Source organism: Fictibacillus phosphorivorans, from assembly GCF_001629705.1.
Taxonomy (GTDB): domain Bacteria; phylum Bacillota; class Bacilli; order Bacillales; family Fictibacillaceae; genus Fictibacillus; species Fictibacillus phosphorivorans_A.
Genome location: NZ_CP015378.1, coordinates 3,203,514 through 3,224,668, shown reverse-complemented (window position 1 = coordinate 3,224,668; position 21,155 = coordinate 3,203,514). Strand labels below are relative to the sequence as shown.

At 39.2% G+C, this 21,155-nt stretch carries 25 protein-coding genes and 1 riboswitch; of the genes, 17 read left to right on the top strand and 8 right to left on the bottom strand.

Annotation, left to right across the window (positions count from 1 at the left end; all coding sequences use genetic code 11):
* Positions 1 to 74 precede the first annotated feature (74 nt).
* From ABE65_RS16570 to argF, 3 genes are read left to right on the top strand one after another with little or no spacing between them, the layout of a single operon-like run.
* Positions 75 to 1,127 (top strand): carbamoyl phosphate synthase small subunit, encoded by a 1,053-nt coding sequence (locus tag ABE65_RS16570; protein WP_066397269.1) that lies wholly within the window; start codon positions 75 to 77, stop codon positions 1,125 to 1,127.
* A complete protein-coding gene (locus tag ABE65_RS16565) occupies positions 1,120 to 4,212 on the top strand; it encodes a carbamoyl-phosphate synthase (glutamine-hydrolyzing) large subunit (protein ID WP_066397263.1) in 3,093 nt (1,030 codons plus the stop codon). The genes ABE65_RS16570 and ABE65_RS16565 overlap by 8 nt, the downstream gene beginning before the upstream one ends.
* Entirely contained in the window at positions 4,212 to 5,159 is a 948-nt protein-coding gene (argF, locus tag ABE65_RS16560; RefSeq protein WP_066397260.1) for an ornithine carbamoyltransferase, read from the top strand. Before ABE65_RS16565 ends, argF begins: the two co-directional genes overlap by 1 nt.
* Before the next feature lie 689 nt (positions 5,160 to 5,848).
* Here the strand turns inward: argF and ABE65_RS16555 are convergent.
* On the bottom strand, positions 5,849 to 6,094 hold the full coding sequence (locus tag ABE65_RS16555) for a NifU family protein (RefSeq protein ID WP_066238880.1): 246 nt from the start codon (positions 6,092 to 6,094) through the stop codon (positions 5,849 to 5,851).
* A gap of 158 nt (positions 6,095 to 6,252) precedes the next feature.
* Here ABE65_RS16555 and ABE65_RS16550 point away from each other — a divergent pair, with 158 nt between their 5' ends.
* Both ABE65_RS16550 and ABE65_RS16545 read left to right on the top strand, forming a co-directional pair.
* Positions 6,253 to 6,576: a YuzD family protein gene (locus ABE65_RS16550; RefSeq protein WP_066397257.1), complete on the top strand. Its 324-nt coding sequence runs from the start codon at positions 6,253 to 6,255 to the stop codon at positions 6,574 to 6,576.
* Between the two features lie 88 nt (positions 6,577 to 6,664).
* Positions 6,665 to 6,973 (top strand): LSM domain-containing protein, encoded by a 309-nt coding sequence (locus tag ABE65_RS16545; RefSeq protein ID WP_066397256.1) that lies wholly within the window; start codon positions 6,665 to 6,667, stop codon positions 6,971 to 6,973.
* A gap of 43 nt (positions 6,974 to 7,016) precedes the next feature.
* On the opposite strand, the gene ABE65_RS16540 is transcribed toward ABE65_RS16545, so the two are convergent.
* Positions 7,017 to 8,081 (bottom strand): NAD(P)/FAD-dependent oxidoreductase, encoded by a 1,065-nt coding sequence (locus tag ABE65_RS16540; protein WP_066397253.1) that lies wholly within the window; start codon positions 8,079 to 8,081, stop codon positions 7,017 to 7,019.
* A gap of 237 nt (positions 8,082 to 8,318) precedes the next feature.
* Between ABE65_RS16540 and ABE65_RS16535 the strand changes: the two genes are divergently transcribed.
* The gene (locus tag ABE65_RS16535; RefSeq protein ID WP_066397251.1) at positions 8,319 to 8,555 is read left to right on the top strand and encodes a YuzB family protein; all 237 of its coding nucleotides are present in this window, start codon (positions 8,319 to 8,321) and stop codon (positions 8,553 to 8,555) included.
* Positions 8,556 to 8,763: 208 nt separating this feature from the next.
* On the top strand, positions 8,764 to 9,978 hold the full coding sequence (locus ABE65_RS16530) for a NupC/NupG family nucleoside CNT transporter (protein ID WP_066397249.1): 1,215 nt from the start codon (positions 8,764 to 8,766) through the stop codon (positions 9,976 to 9,978).
* Positions 9,979 to 10,285: 307 nt separating this feature from the next.
* Here ABE65_RS16530 and ABE65_RS16525 read toward each other — a convergent pair whose 3' ends face one another.
* Positions 10,286 to 10,864 carry an ECF transporter S component gene (locus tag ABE65_RS16525; RefSeq protein ID WP_066397247.1) on the bottom strand — a complete coding sequence of 193 codons (579 nt, stop codon included), beginning with the start codon at positions 10,862 to 10,864 and terminating at the stop codon, positions 10,286 to 10,288.
* A 193-nt stretch (positions 10,865 to 11,057) separates the two neighbouring features.
* Positions 11,058 to 11,328: riboswitch (FMN riboswitch) on the bottom strand.
* A gap of 99 nt (positions 11,329 to 11,427) precedes the next feature.
* Here ABE65_RS16525 and ABE65_RS16520 point away from each other — a divergent pair.
* Together ABE65_RS16520 and dapF are read left to right on the top strand one after the other, a co-directional pair.
* Positions 11,428 to 11,670 (top strand): hypothetical protein, encoded by a 243-nt coding sequence (locus tag ABE65_RS16520; RefSeq protein ID WP_066397245.1) that lies wholly within the window; start codon positions 11,428 to 11,430, stop codon positions 11,668 to 11,670.
* A 17-nt stretch (positions 11,671 to 11,687) separates the two neighbouring features.
* Entirely contained in the window at positions 11,688 to 12,554 is an 867-nt protein-coding gene (gene dapF, locus ABE65_RS16515) for a diaminopimelate epimerase (RefSeq protein ID WP_066397242.1), read from the top strand.
* Between the two features lie 59 nt (positions 12,555 to 12,613).
* On the opposite strand, the gene ABE65_RS16510 is transcribed toward dapF, so the two are convergent.
* Positions 12,614 to 12,994, bottom strand: a complete 381-nt coding sequence (locus ABE65_RS16510) for a winged helix-turn-helix transcriptional regulator (protein WP_066397240.1) — start codon at positions 12,992 to 12,994, stop codon at positions 12,614 to 12,616.
* Positions 12,995 to 13,140: 146 nt separating this feature from the next.
* Between ABE65_RS16510 and ABE65_RS16505 the strand changes: the two genes are divergently transcribed.
* Positions 13,141 to 13,815, top strand: a complete 675-nt coding sequence (locus tag ABE65_RS16505) for an NAD(P)H-dependent oxidoreductase (protein WP_066397237.1) — start codon at positions 13,141 to 13,143, stop codon at positions 13,813 to 13,815.
* A 39-nt stretch (positions 13,816 to 13,854) separates the two neighbouring features.
* Here the strand turns inward: ABE65_RS16505 and mqnE are convergent, their stop codons facing one another.
* The gene (mqnE, locus tag ABE65_RS16500) at positions 13,855 to 14,952 is read right to left on the bottom strand and encodes an aminofutalosine synthase MqnE (RefSeq protein WP_066397235.1); all 1,098 of its coding nucleotides are present in this window, start codon (positions 14,950 to 14,952) and stop codon (positions 13,855 to 13,857) included.
* Positions 14,953 to 15,264: 312 nt separating this feature from the next.
* Here mqnE and ABE65_RS16495 point away from each other — a divergent pair, with 312 nt between their 5' ends.
* Both ABE65_RS16495 and ABE65_RS16490 read left to right on the top strand, forming a co-directional pair.
* A complete protein-coding gene (locus tag ABE65_RS16495) occupies positions 15,265 to 15,444 on the top strand; it encodes an aspartyl-phosphate phosphatase Spo0E family protein (RefSeq protein ID WP_066397233.1) in 180 nt (59 codons plus the stop codon).
* Positions 15,445 to 15,516: 72 nt separating this feature from the next.
* Positions 15,517 to 15,879, top strand: a complete 363-nt coding sequence (locus ABE65_RS16490; RefSeq protein WP_066400288.1) for a HesB/IscA family protein — start codon at positions 15,517 to 15,519, stop codon at positions 15,877 to 15,879.
* Between the two features lie 52 nt (positions 15,880 to 15,931).
* Here the strand turns inward: ABE65_RS16490 and ABE65_RS21945 are convergent, their stop codons facing one another.
* The 3 genes from ABE65_RS21945 to ABE65_RS16485 all read right to left on the bottom strand — a co-directional run bounded on the left by ABE65_RS21945 (position 15,932) and on the right by ABE65_RS16485 (position 17,465).
* Positions 15,932 to 16,093, bottom strand: a complete 162-nt coding sequence (locus ABE65_RS21945; protein WP_153237555.1) for a hypothetical protein — start codon at positions 16,091 to 16,093, stop codon at positions 15,932 to 15,934.
* 139 nt (positions 16,094 to 16,232) lie between these two features.
* The gene (locus tag ABE65_RS21940) at positions 16,233 to 16,406 is read right to left on the bottom strand and encodes a hypothetical protein (RefSeq protein ID WP_156499195.1); all 174 of its coding nucleotides are present in this window, start codon (positions 16,404 to 16,406) and stop codon (positions 16,233 to 16,235) included.
* An 81-nt stretch (positions 16,407 to 16,487) separates the two neighbouring features.
* Positions 16,488 to 17,465, bottom strand: a complete 978-nt coding sequence (locus tag ABE65_RS16485) for an NAD(P)/FAD-dependent oxidoreductase (protein ID WP_066400287.1) — start codon at positions 17,463 to 17,465, stop codon at positions 16,488 to 16,490.
* A 375-nt stretch (positions 17,466 to 17,840) separates the two neighbouring features.
* Between ABE65_RS16485 and ABE65_RS16480 the strand changes: the two genes are divergently transcribed.
* The 5 genes from ABE65_RS16480 (at position 17,841) to ABE65_RS16465 (ending at position 21,152) form a co-directional block, all read left to right on the top strand.
* On the top strand, positions 17,841 to 19,040 hold the full coding sequence (locus tag ABE65_RS16480; RefSeq protein ID WP_066397232.1) for an NAD(P)/FAD-dependent oxidoreductase: 1,200 nt from the start codon (positions 17,841 to 17,843) through the stop codon (positions 19,038 to 19,040).
* A gap of 77 nt (positions 19,041 to 19,117) precedes the next feature.
* The gene (locus ABE65_RS16475; protein WP_066397229.1) at positions 19,118 to 19,600 is read left to right on the top strand and encodes an NUDIX domain-containing protein; all 483 of its coding nucleotides are present in this window, start codon (positions 19,118 to 19,120) and stop codon (positions 19,598 to 19,600) included.
* A 223-nt stretch (positions 19,601 to 19,823) separates the two neighbouring features.
* Positions 19,824 to 19,955, top strand: coding sequence for a YuiA family protein (locus ABE65_RS22085; protein WP_171005383.1), 132 nt, complete (start codon positions 19,824 to 19,826; stop codon positions 19,953 to 19,955).
* An 81-nt stretch (positions 19,956 to 20,036) separates the two neighbouring features.
* Positions 20,037 to 20,360: a YuiB family protein gene (locus ABE65_RS16470; protein WP_066397224.1), complete on the top strand. Its 324-nt coding sequence runs from the start codon at positions 20,037 to 20,039 to the stop codon at positions 20,358 to 20,360.
* A 144-nt stretch (positions 20,361 to 20,504) separates the two neighbouring features.
* Positions 20,505 to 21,152: a 3D domain-containing protein gene (locus ABE65_RS16465; RefSeq protein ID WP_066400283.1), complete on the top strand. Its 648-nt coding sequence runs from the start codon at positions 20,505 to 20,507 to the stop codon at positions 21,150 to 21,152.
* The last annotated feature ends 3 nt before the right edge of the window (positions 21,153 to 21,155 follow it).

Here is a 21,155-nt window from a genome sequence, read left to right as displayed (position 1 = left end):
TAATTGATATTTTTTTGCTTATGAATGAATAAAAATACATTTAAATATATGTTTTATACAAGGGGTGGAGTTCCATGAAAGGCTGTATAACGCTATCTAACGGTCACAAATTCGAAGGTGACTGGATTAGTGATAACCATTTTGGTTCAGGTGAAATTGTATTTTATACAGGAATGACGGGGTACGAACAAGTTTTGACTGACCCTTCTTATCAAGGACAGATCGTCGTGTTTTCTTATCCTTTTATCGGAAACTATGGATTTAATCCAAAGAGTATGGAATCTCAAAAAATTCAAGTGGCAGGAGTCGTTATGGCAGAGTGCTTTGGATTTGCTGCAACAAATGAACGCCAATCTATCGTTCACTTGCTAAACGTCTATGAAATCCCTGCACTAACAAATGTAGACACGAGATCTCTTATTCAACAAATTCGAATACGAGGATCTCTACCTGCCGTGATGCATATACCAGACTTCAAGCCAGATTCTTTTAATCTAGATGAATATTGGCCAGCCACATCAATCAAAAAGACGGGTTCAGGAGACACGCATATTGTATTGATCGACTTTGGATATAAAAAGTCCATCGCTGATGCTCTTGTTAACGAGGGCTGCAGCGTAACGATTGTTCCGTTTGATCAAGAGATTACCGATATCGAAAAACTTAATCCAGATGGTCTTGTTTTTTCAAACGGTTCTGGTGACCCTATGAGATTCTCTACCTATTTTCATCGTTACAAAAATTTAGCGATGCGCTATCCCTCATTAGGAATCTGTCTGGGTCATCAGATTCTTGCTTTAGCGTTCGGTGGTGAGACTACAAAGTTAAAATTTGGTCACCGAGGTGCGAATCAGCCGGTTATGAACTTGAAGACAGGAAAAGTATCGATGAGTTCACAAAATCACAGCTATGTTGTTCAAAAAGAGAGTTTAGCACAAACAGGGTTCCATATATGGTTTGAAAATGTGAACGATGGAAGTGTCGAAGGGTTATGGCATCGGTCATTTAACGTTGCAAGTGTACAATTCCATCCTGAAGCAGCGCCAGGTCCGAACGAACATCAAGAAATCTTTAGAAATTTCATTAAGGATGTACAACATACAGAGAAGGTGAGAAGTTATGCCTAAACAAAAAGACATCAAGAAGGTGCTCGTGATCGGATCAGGTCCGATCGTGATCGGGCAGGCAGCAGAATTTGATTATTCCGGTACACAAGCATGTAAAGCGTTAAAAGAAGAAGGAATAGAAGTGGTGCTCATCAACAACAATCCGGCTACGATCATGACGGATAACACGTTTGCTGACGTTATCTACTTTGAACCTCTAACTGCAGAATATGCTGAACAAATCATTCAAAAAGAAAAACCTGACGGACTACTGGCAACGGTAGGCGGTCAAACAGGTCTTAACTTGGCGATGGACCTTCATGAGAAGGGCATCTTAAAAAAGTATGAGGTACAGCTTCTAGGTACGGATATACACTCGATACAAAAAGCAGAAGACCGAGACCTGTTTCGATCATTGATGAAGCATCTTGGAGAACCTGTACCAGAAAGTGAGATTGTTACTTCAATAGATGAAGCTCTTCATTTTGCCGATGAAACAGGTTACCCGGTAATCGTTAGACCTGCATATACGCTTGGAGGCTTTGGGGGAGGAATCGCTTCAACGAAAGAAAAACTGATGACTTTGGTCAAACAGGGTCTTTCCGCAAGTCCGATCAATCAATGCTTGATTGAAAAAAGTATTGCAGGCTACAAAGAGGTTGAGTATGAAGTGATGCGTGATAAGAACGGAACTTGTATCACGGTTTGTAACATGGAAAACGTTGATCCTGTGGGTATTCATACAGGTGATTCTGTAGTAGTAGCTCCTAGCCAAACGTTAACAGATGAAGCGTATCAATCATTAAGAAAAGCGTCATTAACCATCATTTCTGCACTTGAAATCGTGGGAGGATGTAATATACAGTTCGCGCTTCATCCAGATAACTCACAATATTATTTGATCGAAGTGAATCCGCGTGTGAGCAGGTCATCTGCTTTAGCATCAAAAGCAACTGGATATCCGATCGCGAAGATTGCTGCCAAACTTGCCTTAGGCTATAACCTGCATGAATTGAAAAATCCGGTAACTGGAACGACCTTTGCGAGTTTCGAACCAGCTTTAGATTATGTAGCTGTAAAAATGCCAAGATGGCCGTTCGATAAGTTTCCTCATGCTGATCGAAAACTAGGAACTCAGATGAAGGCTACTGGCGAAGTGATGGCGTTAGAGAGAAACATGGCTTCTGCTTTTCAAAAGGCAATCCGTTCACTAGAGCTGAAAACGAACGGCTTGTATTTGAAAGAACTATCTGCATTAGATGAGGAGACACTTATAGAACTCGTAGTTTCAGCAGATGACCGACGCTTTTTCGTTGTAATGGAACTTTTGCGAAGAGGTGTATCTTCAGAAAGAATTCATGAATGGACTAAAATCACACCTTACTTTTTATCCATTTTTCAAGGTATGGTCTCTTTGGATGAAACACTGCAAAAAACGAGCCTGCAACAAGTAGAAAAAGAGCAGCTTCAGTTGGCGAAAAAACATGGTTTTACAGATCGATATTTATCAGAGATCTGGTCTGTATCAGAAATTGAGGTACGTCATAAAAGAGTAGAGTGGAACATCACGCCGACGTATAAGATGGTGGATACGTGCGCAGCAGAGTTTGAAGCAAAAACGACTTATTTTTATTCCAGTTGGAGCGGAAAAAGCGACAAAATTCCTGACACGAAGAAGAAGGTTGCAGTTATCGGGTCCGGTCCCATACGAATCGGGCAAGGTGTTGAATTTGATTATTGCTGCGTGCACAGTGCAATCGCTCTTCGTGCATGTGGATATGAAGCGATCTTGATCAATAACAATCCTGAGACCGTAAGCACGGATTATGAAGTATCTGACTCTCTATATTTTGAACCTCTCACTTTTGAAGATATACTTCATGTTTTGGAGTTTGAAGGTATTTCAGATGTCATTCTGCAATTTGGCGGTCAAACATCGATTAATTTGGCTAAAGAGTTAGAAGAAGCAGGGTATTCTGTTCTTGGAAGTCCGGCAGACACCGTAGACCAAATGGAAGACAGAGATCGATTTTATCAATTTTTAGAATCATTAAATATTCCTAAAGTTCCTGGATTCTCGGTACTTAATGAAAAAGAAGTCAAACAGTATGCAGACGAACTAGGGTTTCCTATCCTTCTACGTCCTTCCTACGTCATTGGTGGTAGCGGGATGAATGTGATTTATTCTGATAGCGAACTGACCAATTATTTGAATCATGAACAAATAAATTATCCCGTTTTGATCGATACATTCTTAGAAGGAACAGAAGCGGAAGTAGATGTTCTAAGTGATGGTACGGATGTATTCATTCCTGGTATTTTTGAACATTTAGAGGGGACTGGTGTTCATTCAGGTGACAGTCTGACTGTTACACCGCCGCAATCTTTATCAGATCATGTGATCGAGCAAATAAAGTCTTACTCAAAAAAAATCGCACTCAACTTATCATATAAAGGATTATTTAATGTTCAATTTGCCATAAAAGATGACAGTGTTTATGTCATTGAAGTAAATCCAAGAGCCTCTCGAACAGCGCCGATCATGAGTAAGATTACGAACGTAAACCTTGTCCAGAAGGCAACACAATTGCTTTTAGGGCACTCACTTCAATCATTAAACCTTGAAAATGAGCATAATGGCCAACCAGAAATAACAGTGAAAGCACCTGTATTCTCTACCATAAAACTGCCTGGTGTTTCCCCAGTGTTAAGTCCGATGATGCTCTCAACCGGAGAAGTAATAGGAAATGATGTAGATTTTAATGAAGCTCTCGTTAAAGCTTTGAAAGGATCTAGTCTTCAATTAGCAGATCTCTGGAATCATCAAGGAAGTATTTTTGCTGAAGGAACTCTCGCTGAAGCTGCTTCAAAAGGCTGGGAGGAGCTTGGGTATTCTGTACTTACAGCAAATGATCTGACATTTGATGAGTGGATAAAAACAGATAACAAAGCGGTATATATAAACTTTTCAAATGATAGCGATTGCCAGAATGCTAAACGTGCCGTTCTAGAAAGAGTTCATGTGCTTACTAGAAAAGAAACAGCTAACGCATATTTAGATGCTATACGCACATCGAATAAAATGAGAAAGGAAGTGCTGATCTGATGTCTATCGTACACCCTCTTCGCCAAACGGAAACTCAGAAAGATTTCCTAACGCTGATGGATTATTCTACATCTGAAATTATCGATTTATTGAATCTTGCAAAAGACTTAAAAAAACAAGGACCATCTACGCCACCTTTGTTAAAAGGAAAGATATTAGGGATGATCTTCGAGAAATCCTCGACGCGTACTCGCGTTTCGTTCGAGGCTGCTATGCTGCAGCTCGGCGGTCATGCTATCCATCTGTCGACTCGTGATATTCAGATGGGCAGAGGAGAATCAATATCAGATACAGCGAAAGTTTTGTCCGGTTATCTAGATGCGCTGATGATCCGCACGTTTCATCAATCCACGGTTGAAGAGCTTGCAGAGAGCGGATCGATTCCTGTAATCAACGGACTTACGGACGATTTTCATCCGTGCCAGGTACTAGCAGATCTTCTTACGATCCTAGAATTCAAAGGATCATTCAAAGGGAAGAAGCTGGCGTATATCGGTGACGGAAATAATGTAGCACATTCTTTGATGATCGGCGCTGCAAAAGTAGGAATGGATTGCACCATTATTTGTCCTAAGAACTACGAACCAAAGGAAAAGATTGTTTCTTATGCAAAAGAAGTTGCGAAACAAAACGGCTCTCTTGTCGAAGTAACACATGAACCAATTGAGGGGATAAAAAATAGTGATGTGATTTACACAGATGTTTGTGCGAGCATGGGGCAAGAAGCTGAGGCAGAGGTGCGTCTCGAACATTTCAAAGGTTATCAAGTGAATCAAGAGCTTGTTTCACATGCGAAGAGTGATTATATCTTTATGCACTGTTTGCCTGCGCATCGAGAGGAAGAAGTGACGGCGGAGATAATTGATGGTCCTCATTCAGTTGTTTTTCACGAGGCCGAGAACCGTCTTCACGCACAAAAAGCATTGCTTGTTCGTTTGATGTCATAATTCAAAAAAGCAGTTTTCAGTATTCATTGCTGCTCTTGAAAGTAGTTGATTTTCGCTCCATGTTGCTCGCTTTCCACGGGGCGTACGGTGAGCCTCCTGACGCTTTGCGCCATTAGGAGTCTCCACCTGACCGCTCGTCCCGCAGGAGTCTCGCAACCTTGCGCTACAATCAACTTGCAAATGATGAGAATAGAAAAACAAAAGTAACACTCTTTAGAAAAGATCTTCGAATGGTGGTTCATGGGGATCACATCACCCCCATGCTTGTCGTGGTTTAACATCACTTCAGCATCTTAATACTAGGAGTTAGTACTTTCTGCTCCAATCATTACATGTTTACATCATTAAACCCAAAAAGGTCAAATCAACTAGCATTGACTAGGCAGTTTGACCTTTTTCTGTACTAGGAAGACAACTTTTAGAAAATCCCTTTGATTTTAAGTGGTCTTATATTCAAGAATTTTTGTTTTATACTTTATTGAAAAGTTGATTGGAGTGGAAGGTGGGAGACTCCTGCGGGACAGGTAGGCAGGTGAGACACTTAAGAGTGAAACGTTAAGAATGTGGCTCACCGCCTGCCCCGCGGAAAGCGAGCACCTGGAAAGGAAATCAACGGCTTCCAAAAAAGCAACAGGCAAAACAACCCCCAAAAAAAAGCCGCTCTTGATTGAGCGGCTTCTTGCGTTTTATTAAAATACTTGTTCTAATTCAACAACACCAGGAACTTCTTCAAGAAGTGCACGTTCGATACCTGCTTTTAGTGTGATTGTTGAACTTGGGCAGCTACCACACGCTCCCATAAGGCGTACTTTTACTACACCTTCTTCAATATCCACTAATTCCACGTCTCCTCCATCGCGAAGAAGGAACGGGCGTAATTTATCAAGAACTTCTTCAACTTGTTCACGCATCTCTAAGTTTTGAGTTTCAGCCATAATAATCAAGGCTCCTTTCTTAAAAAGAACTTACTCTTAGTATACGGGATATGGAATAAAAAATCCATGAGCAAGCATCATGATATTTGCTCCTTTTTCTTTTATGAGAAATAAGGTATGATGAAAGCAAATAAGCGCATACATTGAGGTGATTCTTCATGAGTAACTCATTTAGTATTAAAGTATATGGAGCTGAACAGAAATGTGCCAGCTGTGTTCATCTTCCTTCAGCAAAGGAAACAGCTGAATGGTTAGAGGCAGCAATCTCAAGAAAGTTTCCGAGCTTGGTGTTTAACGTTCTTTATATAGACATGGAAAATACGGAGAATGAGATCGATCAGGCATTTTCAGAAAGAATTGTAGAAGAAGACCTTTTTTATCCTGTCGTTGTAATTGATGGGGAAGTCGTAGCAGAAGGCAATCCTAACTTAAAAACGATATACGGAATTATAGAACAGAATGGTTATGGCGCTGTAAGTTAAGCGCCTATTTTTTATATATTGGGTTTGTACACATGCCTTGTACTTCTCTAAGGAATAAGATGTATAGAGAAAAAGGAGGCAAATTGTATTGTTGAACCCTTTAAAAGGTAAAAGTCATAAAGATGAGTCTTCCTCATTTGCAGGACATCATCACCATCATTATCATGATCTTTGTCTCGAGTACATGGGACAGAAAGTTACGATTGAACTGAACGATGGGAATGTATATCACGGTCAATTGCATAGTTATGATCAAGATAATATGTATATGATCATGCCAGGTGAGAAAGCTGATCGAAATAGCCGTATTATTTTTGTAGGGCCGTTCTTTCCAGGCTTCGGTGTATTTGGTTTCCCATTTTACCGCATTCGTCGATTCCGTCCTTATTATTGGTAAAATAAAGAAAAAAGACCCATGCAACTTTGCATGGGTCTTTCTCTTATACTTGATATTTATATAACCAAAGGATACCTGATTTTAATAAACGCGGAACTCTTCCAATAAGAGCTGTACTTCCCATCGTACCAAACCCGCTCTTCTTACCGAGAGAGCCCATAACCCCTTTTAGTTTGATCTCGTTCATCTCAGGAAGAGGCTGATCGTTCCAACGAGCCAGGAGGACTTGTGCGATCTGTTCTGCTTGCTCTTCTGCTAATTGTGCACTTGGTGCATATGGGAGACTTGCGCAATCTCCAACAACATAGACATTTTCTTCAGTTGGCAGGTGATGATGTTCAGCAAGAACAACTCGTCCTTGACTATCTTTTTCTACATCCAAATCACGAACGATTCGGCTTGGCTGTATACCTGCTGTCCAGACGATCGCATCACATTCTACCTTTTCATCATGATTATAAAGAGCGCCTTCTTCAACTTTAGTAACATTAGAGTTATTGATAACTTCAACGCCGTGTTCAACAAACCAGTTTTGTACATAGTTGCTTAGTCTCTTCTTATAAGCGGACAGAATCATATCCCCACGGTCAAAGAGTTTAATGGCAAGATCCGGACGACTCTCACGAAGTTCTGATGCTAACTCTACACCAGATAGTCCGGCACCAACTACTGCAACAACTGCATTAGCATGCAAGTTGTTAAGAATTTGATACGTTTGACGAGATTTATCAATGGTCTGGATGCTAAGCGTAAATTGGTCAGCACCGGGAACATTATGATATTTATCTTCGCAACCTAGGCCGATAACTAAATCATCATATGCAACAGCATCTTGGTCTTTTAATAGAACTTTCTTTTCTTTTACATCAATTGATGTAACTTCGCCGTATTTAATATTCAGGCGAGGGTGGTCTGGAAAGGTTACACGAACATGATGATCAGATATAGTACCTGCAGCAAGTGCGTAATATTCGGTCTTCAAACAATGATAAGGCACACGATCAATAAGCGTAAGCTGAATGTTTTCAGGGAGGTCTGAGGAATTAAGAAGTCTCTTTAACACACGCATATTTCCATATCCTCCGCCAAGTAAAACGAGGTGTTTCATTTGTCATTTCCCCTTTTCTTTCAAGACAATTCTTATCTGTTTTTAGAATGCTTTATATAAGTAAATAACCTTAACTCGAAATAAGTAAACGATTACACGTTTTTGACATGTTTAAGTATAGCACTTTGCAACAATTTCACAACTCTTTTATGGAAAAAACACAGGAAGAATGAGTGTTTACATTGACTACAACAGTAGAAACCGTTAGGATGGATTCATCAAGAGGTGAAGAATTTAATGAGACCGATTATAGAGTTTTGTGTAAGTAATTTAGCAAGTGGTGCACAAAAAGCGCTCGAAGAACTTGAAAAAGACTATGATCTTGATGTTATTGAGTATGGTTGTCTGGGCTATTGTGGACACTGTGCTAAATCGATGTTTGCTCTCGTAAACGGAGATATCGTTCATGGAGAAACATCAGATGAACTTGTGAAAAATATTTACACTCATATAGAAGAAAACGGAATGTTTTAAGAAGCAGCTATTCAAAAAATGGATAGCTGCTTTTTTCATGGATAAGCACCGCCTGATTGGGAAAAATATCTAGCATATAATTTTTAGAAAAACGATTGCTTTTTTGTCGAAATTTGTTACATTAGAAAAGGGTCAGTCATTGGATGTCTGACAACTAACGTGCTAATAGTAAGCGTTTTCTTCCAAATTACAAAAGGGGTGTACGAATATGCAAATTTTATGGGGATTAGGTGGTATGCTCGTTCTTCTTGTAATCGCATTCTTACTTTCTCAAAATAAGAAAGCGATTAACTGGAGAACAGTAATTGGTGCACTAGCAATTCAAGTTGCTTTTGCATTGATCGTTCTTAAATGGGATGCTGGTAAACAAGCATTGCAAGGCGTCTCACAAAAAGTTTCAAACGTTGTTGCTTATGCAAACGAAGGGATCACTTTCTTGTTTGGAAGTATGATTCCTGCAGAAGGAAAAGGGTTTATCTTTGCGTTCCAAGTTTTAACCGTTATCATTTTCTTCTCTTCTCTAATTTCAGTTCTTTACTATCTAGGTATCATGCAATGGGTGGTAAGAATCTTAGGTGGAGCTTTATCTAAACTTTTAAAAACAAGTAAAGCAGAATCAATGAGTGCTACTGCCAACATTTTCTTAGGCCAGACAGAAGCACCTCTCGTTATTCGTCCTTATATGAACCGTCTTACTCAATCTGAACTTTTTGCTGTTATGGTAGGTGGACTAGCATCCGTAGCAGGTTCTGTATTGATTGGTTATTATCTGTTAGGTGTACCATTGGAATACTTAATCGCAGCAAGCTTTATGTGTGCTCCTGCAGGACTTGCGATCGCTAAGATCATTGTTCCTGAAACAGAAGAGCCTGAAACAATGGGTGAGATCAAATTAGAACGTGACAAAGATACAGTAAACGTTATCGACGCAGCAGCAAAAGGTGCTGGAGATGGACTTCAAATCGCACTTAACGTTGGAGCAATGCTACTAGCTTTTATCGCACTTATCGCTCTAGTAAACGGAATCCTTGGCGGTATCGGTGGCTGGTTCGGTTATGAGATCACACTTCAACAAATTCTAGGTTATATTTTCGCTCCAATCGCATTTGTAATTGGTGTACCTTGGGAAGAAGCGGTTAAAGCTGGTACGTTTATCGGTCAAAAGATCGTGTTGAACGAGTTCGTAGCTTATTCTTCATTCGCACCTCAAATTCCTGACTTAATGCCGAAAACGGTAGCGGTTGTAAGTTTCGCACTTTGTGGTTTCGCGAACCTTTCTTCAATCGCAATCCTTTTAGGTGGTCTTGGAGCAATGGCGCCTAGCCGTCGTCCAGACATCGCAAGACTTGGAATGCGCGCTGTAATCGCAGCTACAATTGCAAACTTACTAAGCGGTGCAATTGCAGGTATGTTCATTCTATAAAAAAATATGAAAAATGAGATGGATGTTCAAGCTGATGCTTGAGCATCTTTTTTGATAGGGAGAATGTTCCTAAGCTGAAGGTGAAGAATACCTGCGAGGGTATCTCCATCTATAATTAAGTCTAAACAAACAAAATTAGGTCGTAATAAGTGCTAATTAAGTCGTAACGAGTCTCAATTAAGTCAAAATTCTAAAATAAAGGCATTTCGCTAAATTTCGACAACCGATTTGACATCTAGACAACCGTTATACCCCTAACAACAATAAAAAAACCGCAGGGGGAATCCCCAACTGCGGTTTAATCTATTTAAGCCTGCTGAGCGATCTGTTTCATCACCCATGGCTGCATTCGGTTGTATAATGCTACGAATAACAGTGTAATGATCGTACCTTTTATCAAGTTAAACGGTGTTATACCTTTTAATATAAGATCAAGCATCATCTGGCTAGACATCGGATCAGCACCAAGGAACCACGTATAAGCTGGTAAGATGATCAGGTAGTTGAGCAGTCCCATCATAAATGTCATCAAAATCGTTCCTAAGATCAAGCCCGCTGAAAGACGTTTAACAGAATTCTTTTTGCGGAATAAGTAGGATACTGGAAGAATGAAAAGAATACCAGCCACAAAGTTCGCTAATTGGCCAACGGGTACTCCCGTAAAACTCCCTACAATTCCGTAGTGTAGAACATTTTTTATAGCTTCAACCATCACTCCTGCCGCTGGTCCAAAAATAATCGCAGCTAGAAGTGCAGGTACCTCACTAAAGTCGATCTTTAAGAATGGAGGTAACCCAGGGAACGGAAAGTCGAGCATCATCAGCACATAAGCAATCGTACTGAGCATCGATACCGCTACCATTTGTTTAATCTTTCCCTTTTGCATTGAAATCTCTCCTCTTTTGTGTTGCGCCATCTCATGATTTCGAATGCAGCACAGCCTGCTTCACACAAAAACAAAAAATCCTTAGTCAATTAATGAGACTAAGGGAGTTTGTAAGTATGATAAACAGCATGTAAAAGATGCACAAATGGCATGCTTAAACAAAGGGTTCTAATTTTAAGTTGAACCGCTGTACCTACATCTTCTCCCATCCAGACTATACTGTCGGCTCTGGAATTACACCAGATCAGCAAAGTATTACATCGCTACGATGTCTAGCCTCAATCAACCAGACACTCGAGGTCACTTTCCTCTAGCCCTTCGACACAAAAAGCGTGTCTTTGGTCAAGAGTTAAGTGCTGGTCGTGTCTAAACGGTTGTTTCGGCTTTTCTAAGCTCACGGGCTGATGAAGAGGGAATCTTCAAATACCGCCGGTCGGGAATTTCACCCTGCCCCGAAGATGGATCGCTATTGTATTTTGTTACATCACCTATTATACTTTAAAAAATGTAAGTTGTGAACGAATATGCAACAACCATACCTTCCAAATAGAGGATGAACATATATGAAGTTAACATTTGAATATACATGGCCATATGAAAGAATGATGAAAGATATTTATATTTCGGAGTGTCCGTTCTGCCAACAAGACAATGTTTTAACTTCCTTTAAAGAAGAACAATTAAATCTTGCTCAAGAAGGAATTAAACAGATACTGATTATGCCTTGTTGTCACGGCAAGTTAACGATACTAAACGCCGATGATGATTATTTTTATACGGATGAAAAATTGAGAGGTCAATCATAAGGAGCAGGGTTAAAGCGATGGATATGTTGAAATTCACAAAAATGCATGGATTAGGCAATAATTACATCTATATAAACATGTTTGAAGAGACAATTGATGAAGCTGATCTGCCGAGGTTAGCAGCGGAAGTTTCAAATCCTTACACGGGCATCGGGTCAGATGGAATGATCTTGATCTGCCCAAGCAAGTTAGCTCCAGTTAAAATGCGAATCTTTAATAATGATGGTTCTGAAGCCAAAAATTGTGGAAATGGACTTCGTTGTGTAGCTAAATATGCGTATGAAAACGACTTAGTAAGAGAAACCGAATTTCAGATTGAAACACTTGGTGGACTCGTAACTGCAAAAGTAACAACAGATAACAATAAAAAAGTATCACTTGTTACGGTTAATATGGGTAATCCCATCCTTCAACCTCAACAAATTCCTGTTACTGGATTTAACCACCTCCAACAAGTGGTGAATGAGGAAGTGTCATTTGGCGATACACCATTAAAACTAACTGCTGTATCAATGGGTAACCCGCATGCGGTGTTCTTTGTAGATAGCATTGAGGATGCACCTTTGCATTCCCTGGGTCCTATCATCGAAAAAGACTCGATGTTCCCTGATTGGGTAAACGCAGAGTTTGTTGAAGTGGTTTCTGAAAGTGAAATGCACTTTAGGGTTTGGGAAAGAGGATCAGGTATTACACAAGCATGTGGTACTGGAGCATGTGCAGCCGCTGTAGCTGCTGTTCTAAATAAAAAAGCTGAAAGAAATACAGATATTACCGTTCACTTAGCAGGCGGAGATCTTATCATCAATTGGAAAGAAAATGGAGATGTTTGGATGACCGGTCCAGCGGAAATAATCTGTACGGGTGAATATCATAATAACAGGTAGAGGGTGCAGACGATTAGTTTCCACTTACCAAAAAAAGAAAGCAGAGATGCTTTCTTTTTTTAGTCCTTAACTTCAGCCTGCTCACGATATTGAACGATTTTGTCAGTATGTTCAATTCCCCATTGAAGCATGGATTTAATAATAGGGATTAGTGTTTCACCAAACGACGTTAAAGAATATTCCACTTTTGGAGGGACTTGTTTATAAACTTCTCGGTGTATGATGCCGTCACGCTCCAATTCACGTAATTGTAGAGTAAGCATCCTCTGTGTAATTCCAGGTACAAGACGCTTTAGTTCATTAAAACGTATCTCTCCATCAATCAAGTGATACAAAATTACGCTTTTCCACTTACCTCCTATAATATCAAGAGTTGCTTCGACTGGACAGGAATAGCCGTGAGATTGCCAACTGGAAAGGTCGAATTGCTGATTATTCATAGAAATACTCCTTTAGTATAAAAAATGATACTATGACACAAAAATGTGCGTACTTTTCATTTAAGTTATTACTCTTATAATATAACTTGCAGGGTAACAAAACAACTTAATTACATTCATCAATAATGAAGGAGAGATAAATCATCATGAATAAAGAAGCTAAAAAACAAGAGATTTTAGAGGCATTCCAGTTCAGACATGCGACAAAGGAATTCGATCCAGAGAAGAAAATTTCAGATGACGATTTTGCATTTATTTTAGAAACAGGACGTCTCTCACCGAGTTCTTTTGGTTTTGAGCCTTGGCGTTTTGTTGTTATTCAAAACCCAGAACTACGTGAGAAATTGAAGCCTGTTTCATGGGGAGCACAAAAGCAATTACCGACAGCTAGTCACTATGTCGTGATGCTTGCACGAACTGCAGAGGATATGGTTTATGATTCAGAATACATTGAGCATATGATGACAGAAGTGAAGAAGCTTCCGAAAGAAGCTTATGAAGCGATCAGCGGATTCTATAAGACATTCTTAGAATCTGATTTTAAGCTTCTTGGAAACGATCGTGCTATGTTCGATTGGGCGGCTAAGCAAGTCTATATTGCATTAGGAAATATGATGACAGCTGCTGCACATATTGGTATCGATTCTTGCCCAATTGAAGGATTTGATCAAGAGAAAGTTCAGGCTATTTTAGAAAAAGAAGGAGTGCTTGAAGGCGGAAACTTTGAGGTAGCTGTTATGGTAGGATTCGGCTATCGCGTTAACGAACCCCGTCCAAAAGTTCGTCAAAATATGGACGATGTTGTGAAATGGATAAAATAAAAGGAAATATAAAAGTGGAGGCACACTCGCCTCCACTTTTTAATATTTTTGGATGATGTTATAAAATGTATCGCGTTCTACAGGAACTTTGTTAGCTGTTTTGATCAAGTGTACGAGTTCTTTACGTGTAATACCTGATGATGTTAAGGCTCCAACAGCATGAGAGATTCTTTCCTCGATCAACGTTCCGTGGATGTCACTAGAACCGAACGTTAATGCCATCTGAGTTAATTGAACGCCAATATTGATCCAATAGGCTTTGATGTGGTCAAAGTTATCAAGCATCAGTCGGCTGATTGCGATGGTTCTCATATCATCAAAAGCTGAAGTTCTTCTTATCAACCCCATGGATTGTGTACGAGGCTGCATAGCTAGTGGGATAAATACCATAAAGCCATTCGTTGAATCTTGAAGTTGGCGCAAACGGTCCATATGAATGAGACGTTCTTCTTTTGTCTCAATAGATCCATATAACATAGTTGCATGTGTTTTTAAACCAAGACCATGAGCGATTTCATGTGCCTCTAACCACTGATCAGTAGATGCTTTGTCTGGGCTCATCTTTAAACGATAGCGTTCTGTAAGAATCTCAGCACCACCACCTGGCATCGTATCGAGACCGGCTTTAATCAATTCTTCTAATACTTCTTTCATTGATAGGCCAGCAATTCTAGAGAAGAACTCGATTTCAGCACCTGTATAAGCTTTAACCGTAACTTGAGGATAATGTTTCTTTAAAGTACGAATGGTATCCAGATAATAATCAAATGGCACTTCATGATTATGGCCACCAACGATATGAAACTCTCGAATATTATCGTTCCATCGTTTTTCAACATAACTCAACAACTGCTCATCGTTCATCGTATAAGCGCCTTCTTCACCAGGCTTACGCTTAAATCCACAGAAACTACAAGTAGCTTCACAAACGTTTGTCGGATTGATGTACAAGTTTTCGATGAAATAAACGTTGTCGCCGTTCTTACGCGTGTTTACCTCATTTGCTAAAGAAGCGACGCTCAAAAGATCATTCGTTTCATATAGGTATAACCCGTCTTCAATAGAAAGGCGCTCACCGTGATTAACCTTTTCAGCGATTGCCTCCATACGCGTGTCTAGCGTTAATATATTTGCCATTTCTAATCCCCCTAATTTTTCATATGAAATGTTCGGATGATGTACACATTTTTTTAAGAGATAGGCACAAAGCGACACTCTCTCTTTACCAAATTTATACGAATACTTATGTATTATGAGACTTCAATACATGTCTTAATTGCATAATCATTATAATCCTATTCAAACTTTACGACAAGGGAAGCTGCTTTTAACGGATAACTTGTATGTAAAAAGTTTTGTTTTTTTAAGAGTGACTCATTGTCTAATAAATAGAAAAAATGTAAAATAAAAGGAACGGATATGTTGAAAACGAAGAGTGGAGTGACAAAAATGAGAGCCACAATACCAGCCGCTAGACTTGAAAAGATCGAACAATTAGAGGCATTGCGCAATAAAATGATACAGGCGGCGAACGCGTTAGGTCTGCAGCATCCAATGGTTTTAAATTATAGTAGAAAAATTGATGAGACCCATAATAAGATTATGGAGATGCAGCAAAAAGATAATTAATGTAAAGCCGATTCCTTGAGGGCTTATTTAAGAGTCGTTATACTATAGATATAGATCCTTATTAGAGGAGTGATCACGATGATCGTTGAAATAACAGAAAGTGCAGCGAGTAGGATCAAAGAAATGCTTGCTGGTGAAGAAGATCAAAATCAATTTCTACGTGTAGCGGTTAAAGGCGGCGGATGTACAGGTCTATCTTATGGTATGGGTTTTGATAGTGATAAAAGTGATTCAGACCAAGAAGAGATGATTGAAGGAATCCGAGTAGTAGTGGATGAAGAAAGTGCGAAAGTTCTAAAAGGAACAGTAGTCGACTTTAAACAGAACATGATGGGTGGAGGATTTACGATTACGAATCCAAACGCTATTGCATCATGTGGCTGCGGATCATCATTCCGTACAGCTTCAAACGCTGGTACACCAGAAGAATGTTAAAACAACGAAAAAGCTCCTGCCTTCAGAAGAAGAGGCAGGAGCTTTTTTGAGTTTAAAGAATATTAAAAATGAACAATACGCCAAGGATATCTGATAAGACAGCAGCACCTATAAGTAAAAATTTCTTTTGTTTTTGTTGCTCTTTTAAACCAATGGGCATTAGAAAGGTACCCAGTATAAAGAAAACAATTCCGAGTATTAAGTTAGTCTCCATTATGTATATCTCCTTAACTAAAAAAGGATAAAAGAAAACCCGGCGCGCCAACACCGGGTAAAAATTCATATCAGTCAGCGGCACTTGTCCGCCTCACAAACAATCATAACAGATAGGACGTTTGCTATCCATAAGCAATTTATTCCACCGTGTATTTTTCTAAGTCTTGCAATAACTCTGTTAAACGTGGAAGTTCTCTTTTCGTATCTTCTAGAAAAGATTCATCTGTGATATGTAACTGATTGATGATCCTTTGCATCTCTTGAAGGCAGTCAGCGACATGCATTTCTTCTTCAGTAAACTGTCTGTTCATTTTCTACTTTCTCCTTTAAAACAATAGGTACTTGATTTAAAAATGAATTGGCGCAGGAACTCTCCCTGCGCCAACTTAAGTTTAGAATAAGCTTGTGCTATGCAAAGGTTGAGTCTTCGCGTTTGGATCGATATAAGATTTAGCATTATTAATGGCTGTAGGCGCTTCTCCGAAACCTGAAGCGATCAACTTTACTTTGCCATCATACGTACATACATCACCAGCCGCATAAATCCCTTTAATATTTGTTTCCATTTTGGAATTCACTATGATTGAATTTTTTTGAATATCTAAGCCCCACGTTTTAATAGGACCGAGAGATGAGATGAAACCATAGTTTACGACAACTGCGTCCACTTCAACCGTTTCTTTAACATCTCCATTTTCTAAAACAACGGCTGAGATCATTTCTCCATCACCGATCAGCTCTTTTATTTGATAAGGCGTCTTCACAGCAACTTTTGAATTCATTAACTGTTCAACACTATGTTCGTGAGCACGAAATTTATCACGTCTATGAGTTAAAGTGATTTCTGGACAGATAGGCTCAAGCATCAATGACCAATCTAGAGCAGAATCTCCTCCACCACAAACTAAGACACGTTTTCCTGCAAATGCGTTCAGATCGTTTACGAAATAATGCAGATTTTTACCCTCATATTGTTGAGCGGTCGTTAATTCTAAACGACGTGGTTGAAATGCACCTACGCCAGCTGTAATTAATACTGCTTTAGTGTAATGAACACTTTTATCTGTTGTTAACTCAAAGATTTCTTCGTTTTTCTCCACGTTTTGAACCGATTCTTCTAAGACGACGGTTGGGTTGAACTGCATCGCTTGCTCTTTAAGGTTGTTAACGAGATCTTGAGCAAGGACTTTAGGAAAACCAGCAACATCATATATGTACTTTTCAGGATAAAGAGCAGATAACTGACCGCCTAGTTGAGGCATGCTCTCAATAATCTTCACCTTCATCTGACGCATGCCACCATAGAATGCGGCAAACAAACCTGAAGGTCCTCCACCAATAATCGTGATATCGTAAATTTCTTTTGTCATAACTTTCACCTCTTCTAGATTTATGACTGACGAACATGTAATATGTTCTGACCAGAACGTGCTATCTCTCATTTTACATTCTTGAAGGATGCCCAAAGTCCTCCTTTTGTTTTGTAGATTTTGACAATCTAAATAGTGGTAAGGAAGGTACACCCCATTAGAAATGGAAACATCATCATAACGAAAAAGGGGTTGAAAAAACAAGAAAAAAGGAATAAGATGAGGGTGTATGGTTAAAAAATGTCGAAATTTCGAACGTTTTTTGCATTTATTTATATCTTATTACGTGAAATATATCACAATCTATTCCTTTCCATCATATTTAATGATTGAAAAGGTCAAACTAAAAAAAATGAGAACTGGAAGTGAATTTAAATGAGTAAGCCAAAAATTTTAATATTAGGCGGCGGCTATGGCGGAATTATGTCAGCTGTACGTTTACAAAAAGAGCTTGGTTCTGACGAAGCGGAAATCACGCTAGTAAACAAACATAACTATCATTATCAAACAACGTGGCTTCATGAGAATGCGGCTGGAACATTACATCATGACAAAACACGTATCATGATCGATAACATAATCGATATGAACAAAGTGAACTTTGTTCAAGATACGGTAAAAGAAATTAAAAAAGATGAAAAACTTGTTATCCTTGATAATCAAGAATTAACATACGACTACTTAATTATTGCTCTTGGTTCTGACCCTGAAACGTTTGGTATCCAAGGCCTTAAAGAAAATGCATTCAGCATTCGCAGCATCAATTCTGTTCGTAAAATTCGTGAGCATATCGACTATTCTTTTGCTCGTTACAATAACGAAGGACAACCTGATGAACTTATTACAATCGTAGTAGGTGGAGCTGGATTTACAGGAATTGAATTCGTTGGTGAACTTGCTGACCGTGTTCCTGAGCTTTGCCGTGAGTATGATATTCCTCGTGAAAAAGTTCGTATCGTAAACATTGAGGCTGCTCCAACAGTACTTCCTGGATTTGATGAAGAACTTGTTGAGTATGCGATCAATAACCTAGAACGTCGTGGCGTTGAATTCCTTGTAAGCACACCGATCAAAGAGTGTAATGAAGATGGTGTAATCCTTGCTAATGGTGAAGAGATCAAAGCTGCTACAATCGTTTGGACTGGTGGAGTACGTGGTAACCACCTAGTTGAAGAAGCTGGTTTCGAAACGATGCGCGGACGCGTTAAAGTAGACAAAGATCTTCGTATGCCTGGATTTGATTATATTTTTGTTGCAGGAGACTGTGCACTTATCATCGATGAGGAAGCAAACCGTCCATATCCTCCAACTGCTCAAATCGCTATTCAACAAGCTTATACAATCGGCCGTAACATCAAAGCATTGATGAACGGTGGAAAACTTGAAGAATTTAAGCCTGATATTAAAGGAACAGTTGCGTCCCTTGGTAAAGGTGAAGCGATCGGTAAAGTTGGAAACAAGAAATTATTTGGTGCAACTGCATCGGCAATGAAAAAAGTAATCGATAACCGCTACCTGTTCTTACTTGGTGGGGTACCGATGGTTATTAAAAAAGGTAAATTAAAACTGTTTTAATAGATAGTGTTAAACTAAGAGCAGAAGCGTAAAGCTTCTGTTCTTTTTTTATACTTTGTGAAAGGGCGAGCGTGCGGATGACTAAAAAAGACAGAGGAAACGTTTGGCTTGCTGCGGCTGGCTTATTGATCGACGAGTATGGAAGATGGCTAGTCGTGAAAAAAAACTACGGTGGACTGAAAGGGAAGTGGTCTATCCCAGCTGGCTTTGTAGATGCTGGGGAAACCGTGGACGAAGCTGCTGTAAGAGAAGTGTATGAAGAGACAGGAATCGTTGGAGAAGTGAATACCATACTTGGTATCCGCTCGGGTGTTATTAGAGAAACAATCAGTGATAATATGGTTGTCTTCTTATTAAGAAAAAAGCATGGAGATCTTTCACAGCATTCAAGTGAAATTGAAACAGCTGCGTTCATGACGCCTGAAGAACTGAGAGCTGATCCTGATACATCATTAATGATTCACTTTTTTTTAGATAATAAAGTGAAGTTCCTAGAAGATAACATTAATCCTGGTGATGTGTTCGGCTATACGACTTATAAGATAATGGATTGTAGATAAAGAAATAGTACTTATATAAATCTTGATCAGAGCCCTCAGAGAGGCTCTGATCTTTTTTTATAGAAGTGCCAATAAAAATGTACGAAATATTCTGATAATTAAAGAATGAAGATGATGATTACGCTTACATCGGGTTATTTCACTCTAAAATCGATTTTTCAATCTTCCATTTACTTGTTATTATTATCTGAAAATTTAAACAAAAAAGAGGGAGTGTTACAACATGAGAAAACATGCGATTCAGAAAAAACATGATCAATGTCCATACTGTGAGGGGAAAGGTTATTTTCAGCTCTTGCTTGGAGGATCTGAAACGTGTGTAGAATGCTGCGGAAGCGGCAAAAAAAGAGCTTAATATTGTAACGCTCTCAAACACGATTGACGTAAATGCCCCCGTTTAGTAAACTAACGTCAGATATATGGGGGTGTCTACATCATGGATTTGCTATTGCCGCAATTCATTATTTCAATGTTGCTTTTTATGGTTCTATTCTTTGGAATCGGTTTCTTGTTTAACATGCTTTTACGTGCTACTTGGTTTATGGTTATTCTATATCCAATAGTCGTCATAATGATCGTAGATGACATTCGTTTCTTCGAGTATTTTACTAAGCCAGGTACGAGCTTTCAGCTACTTGGAAGTGATCTTTTGAATTTGTCAGTATCGGATATTACGATACTTGCTTGTGGATTGATCGGTGCGATTCTTTCTGGAATTGCTATCAAGATGCTTCGAGTACGCGGATATCAAATGTTTTAAAAGTCCCTAATTTAGGGGCTTTTTTTATTTGCACTTTTTTCCTTTTAATCCAAACAGGTATACATATTAATGAGCCAGGGAAGGAATAGATAGGAGAGGAGTGGACAATTTTTGCTGATTTTAAGAAAATTTGTAAAGAGAACCATGATTGCTATCTTTTTTGTTTGTGCATTATTTACAACATTTCGTTCCATTTCTAGTGTAGAGGCGGATGACCTGGCAACTTGGCTAGATGAAAAACAATCAGACAACAAGATCGTTGAGGCTACGCTTAGTGTTTTAACTCAATCCCTGAAGACATTACCTACGATCTATAGACCTAATATGATGCTTTCATCTGCTGAAGTGAAACAGAGATCCATTGAAGAAGAAATGGACTTTACTCAATATCCTTCTGTAAATGTGACTGCAACAGGATATACGGCTGGCCATGAGAGTACGGGTAAGACTAAAAGTCATCCTGCGTACGGTATTACTAAGTCAGGTTTAAAGGTGAGACGAGACCTCTATTCAACCATTGCAGCAGATCCTGCAGTCTTTCCGATCGGCACCGTTTTATGGATTCCAGGATACGGATATGGGGTAGTTGCGGATACCGGATCAGCTATTAAAGGGAAGAGATTAGATCTATTTTATAATACGGTAGATGAAGTGTATCAAAAGTGGGGTAAGAAAAATATTGCTGTGTATATCGTTGAGCGTGGAGATGGAAAGATAACAGAAAGTGAACTGAATAATCTTAATGAAGAAAAGTCCATGCAAGTGTTTAGGCAACAATACTTATATAAGTGAAAA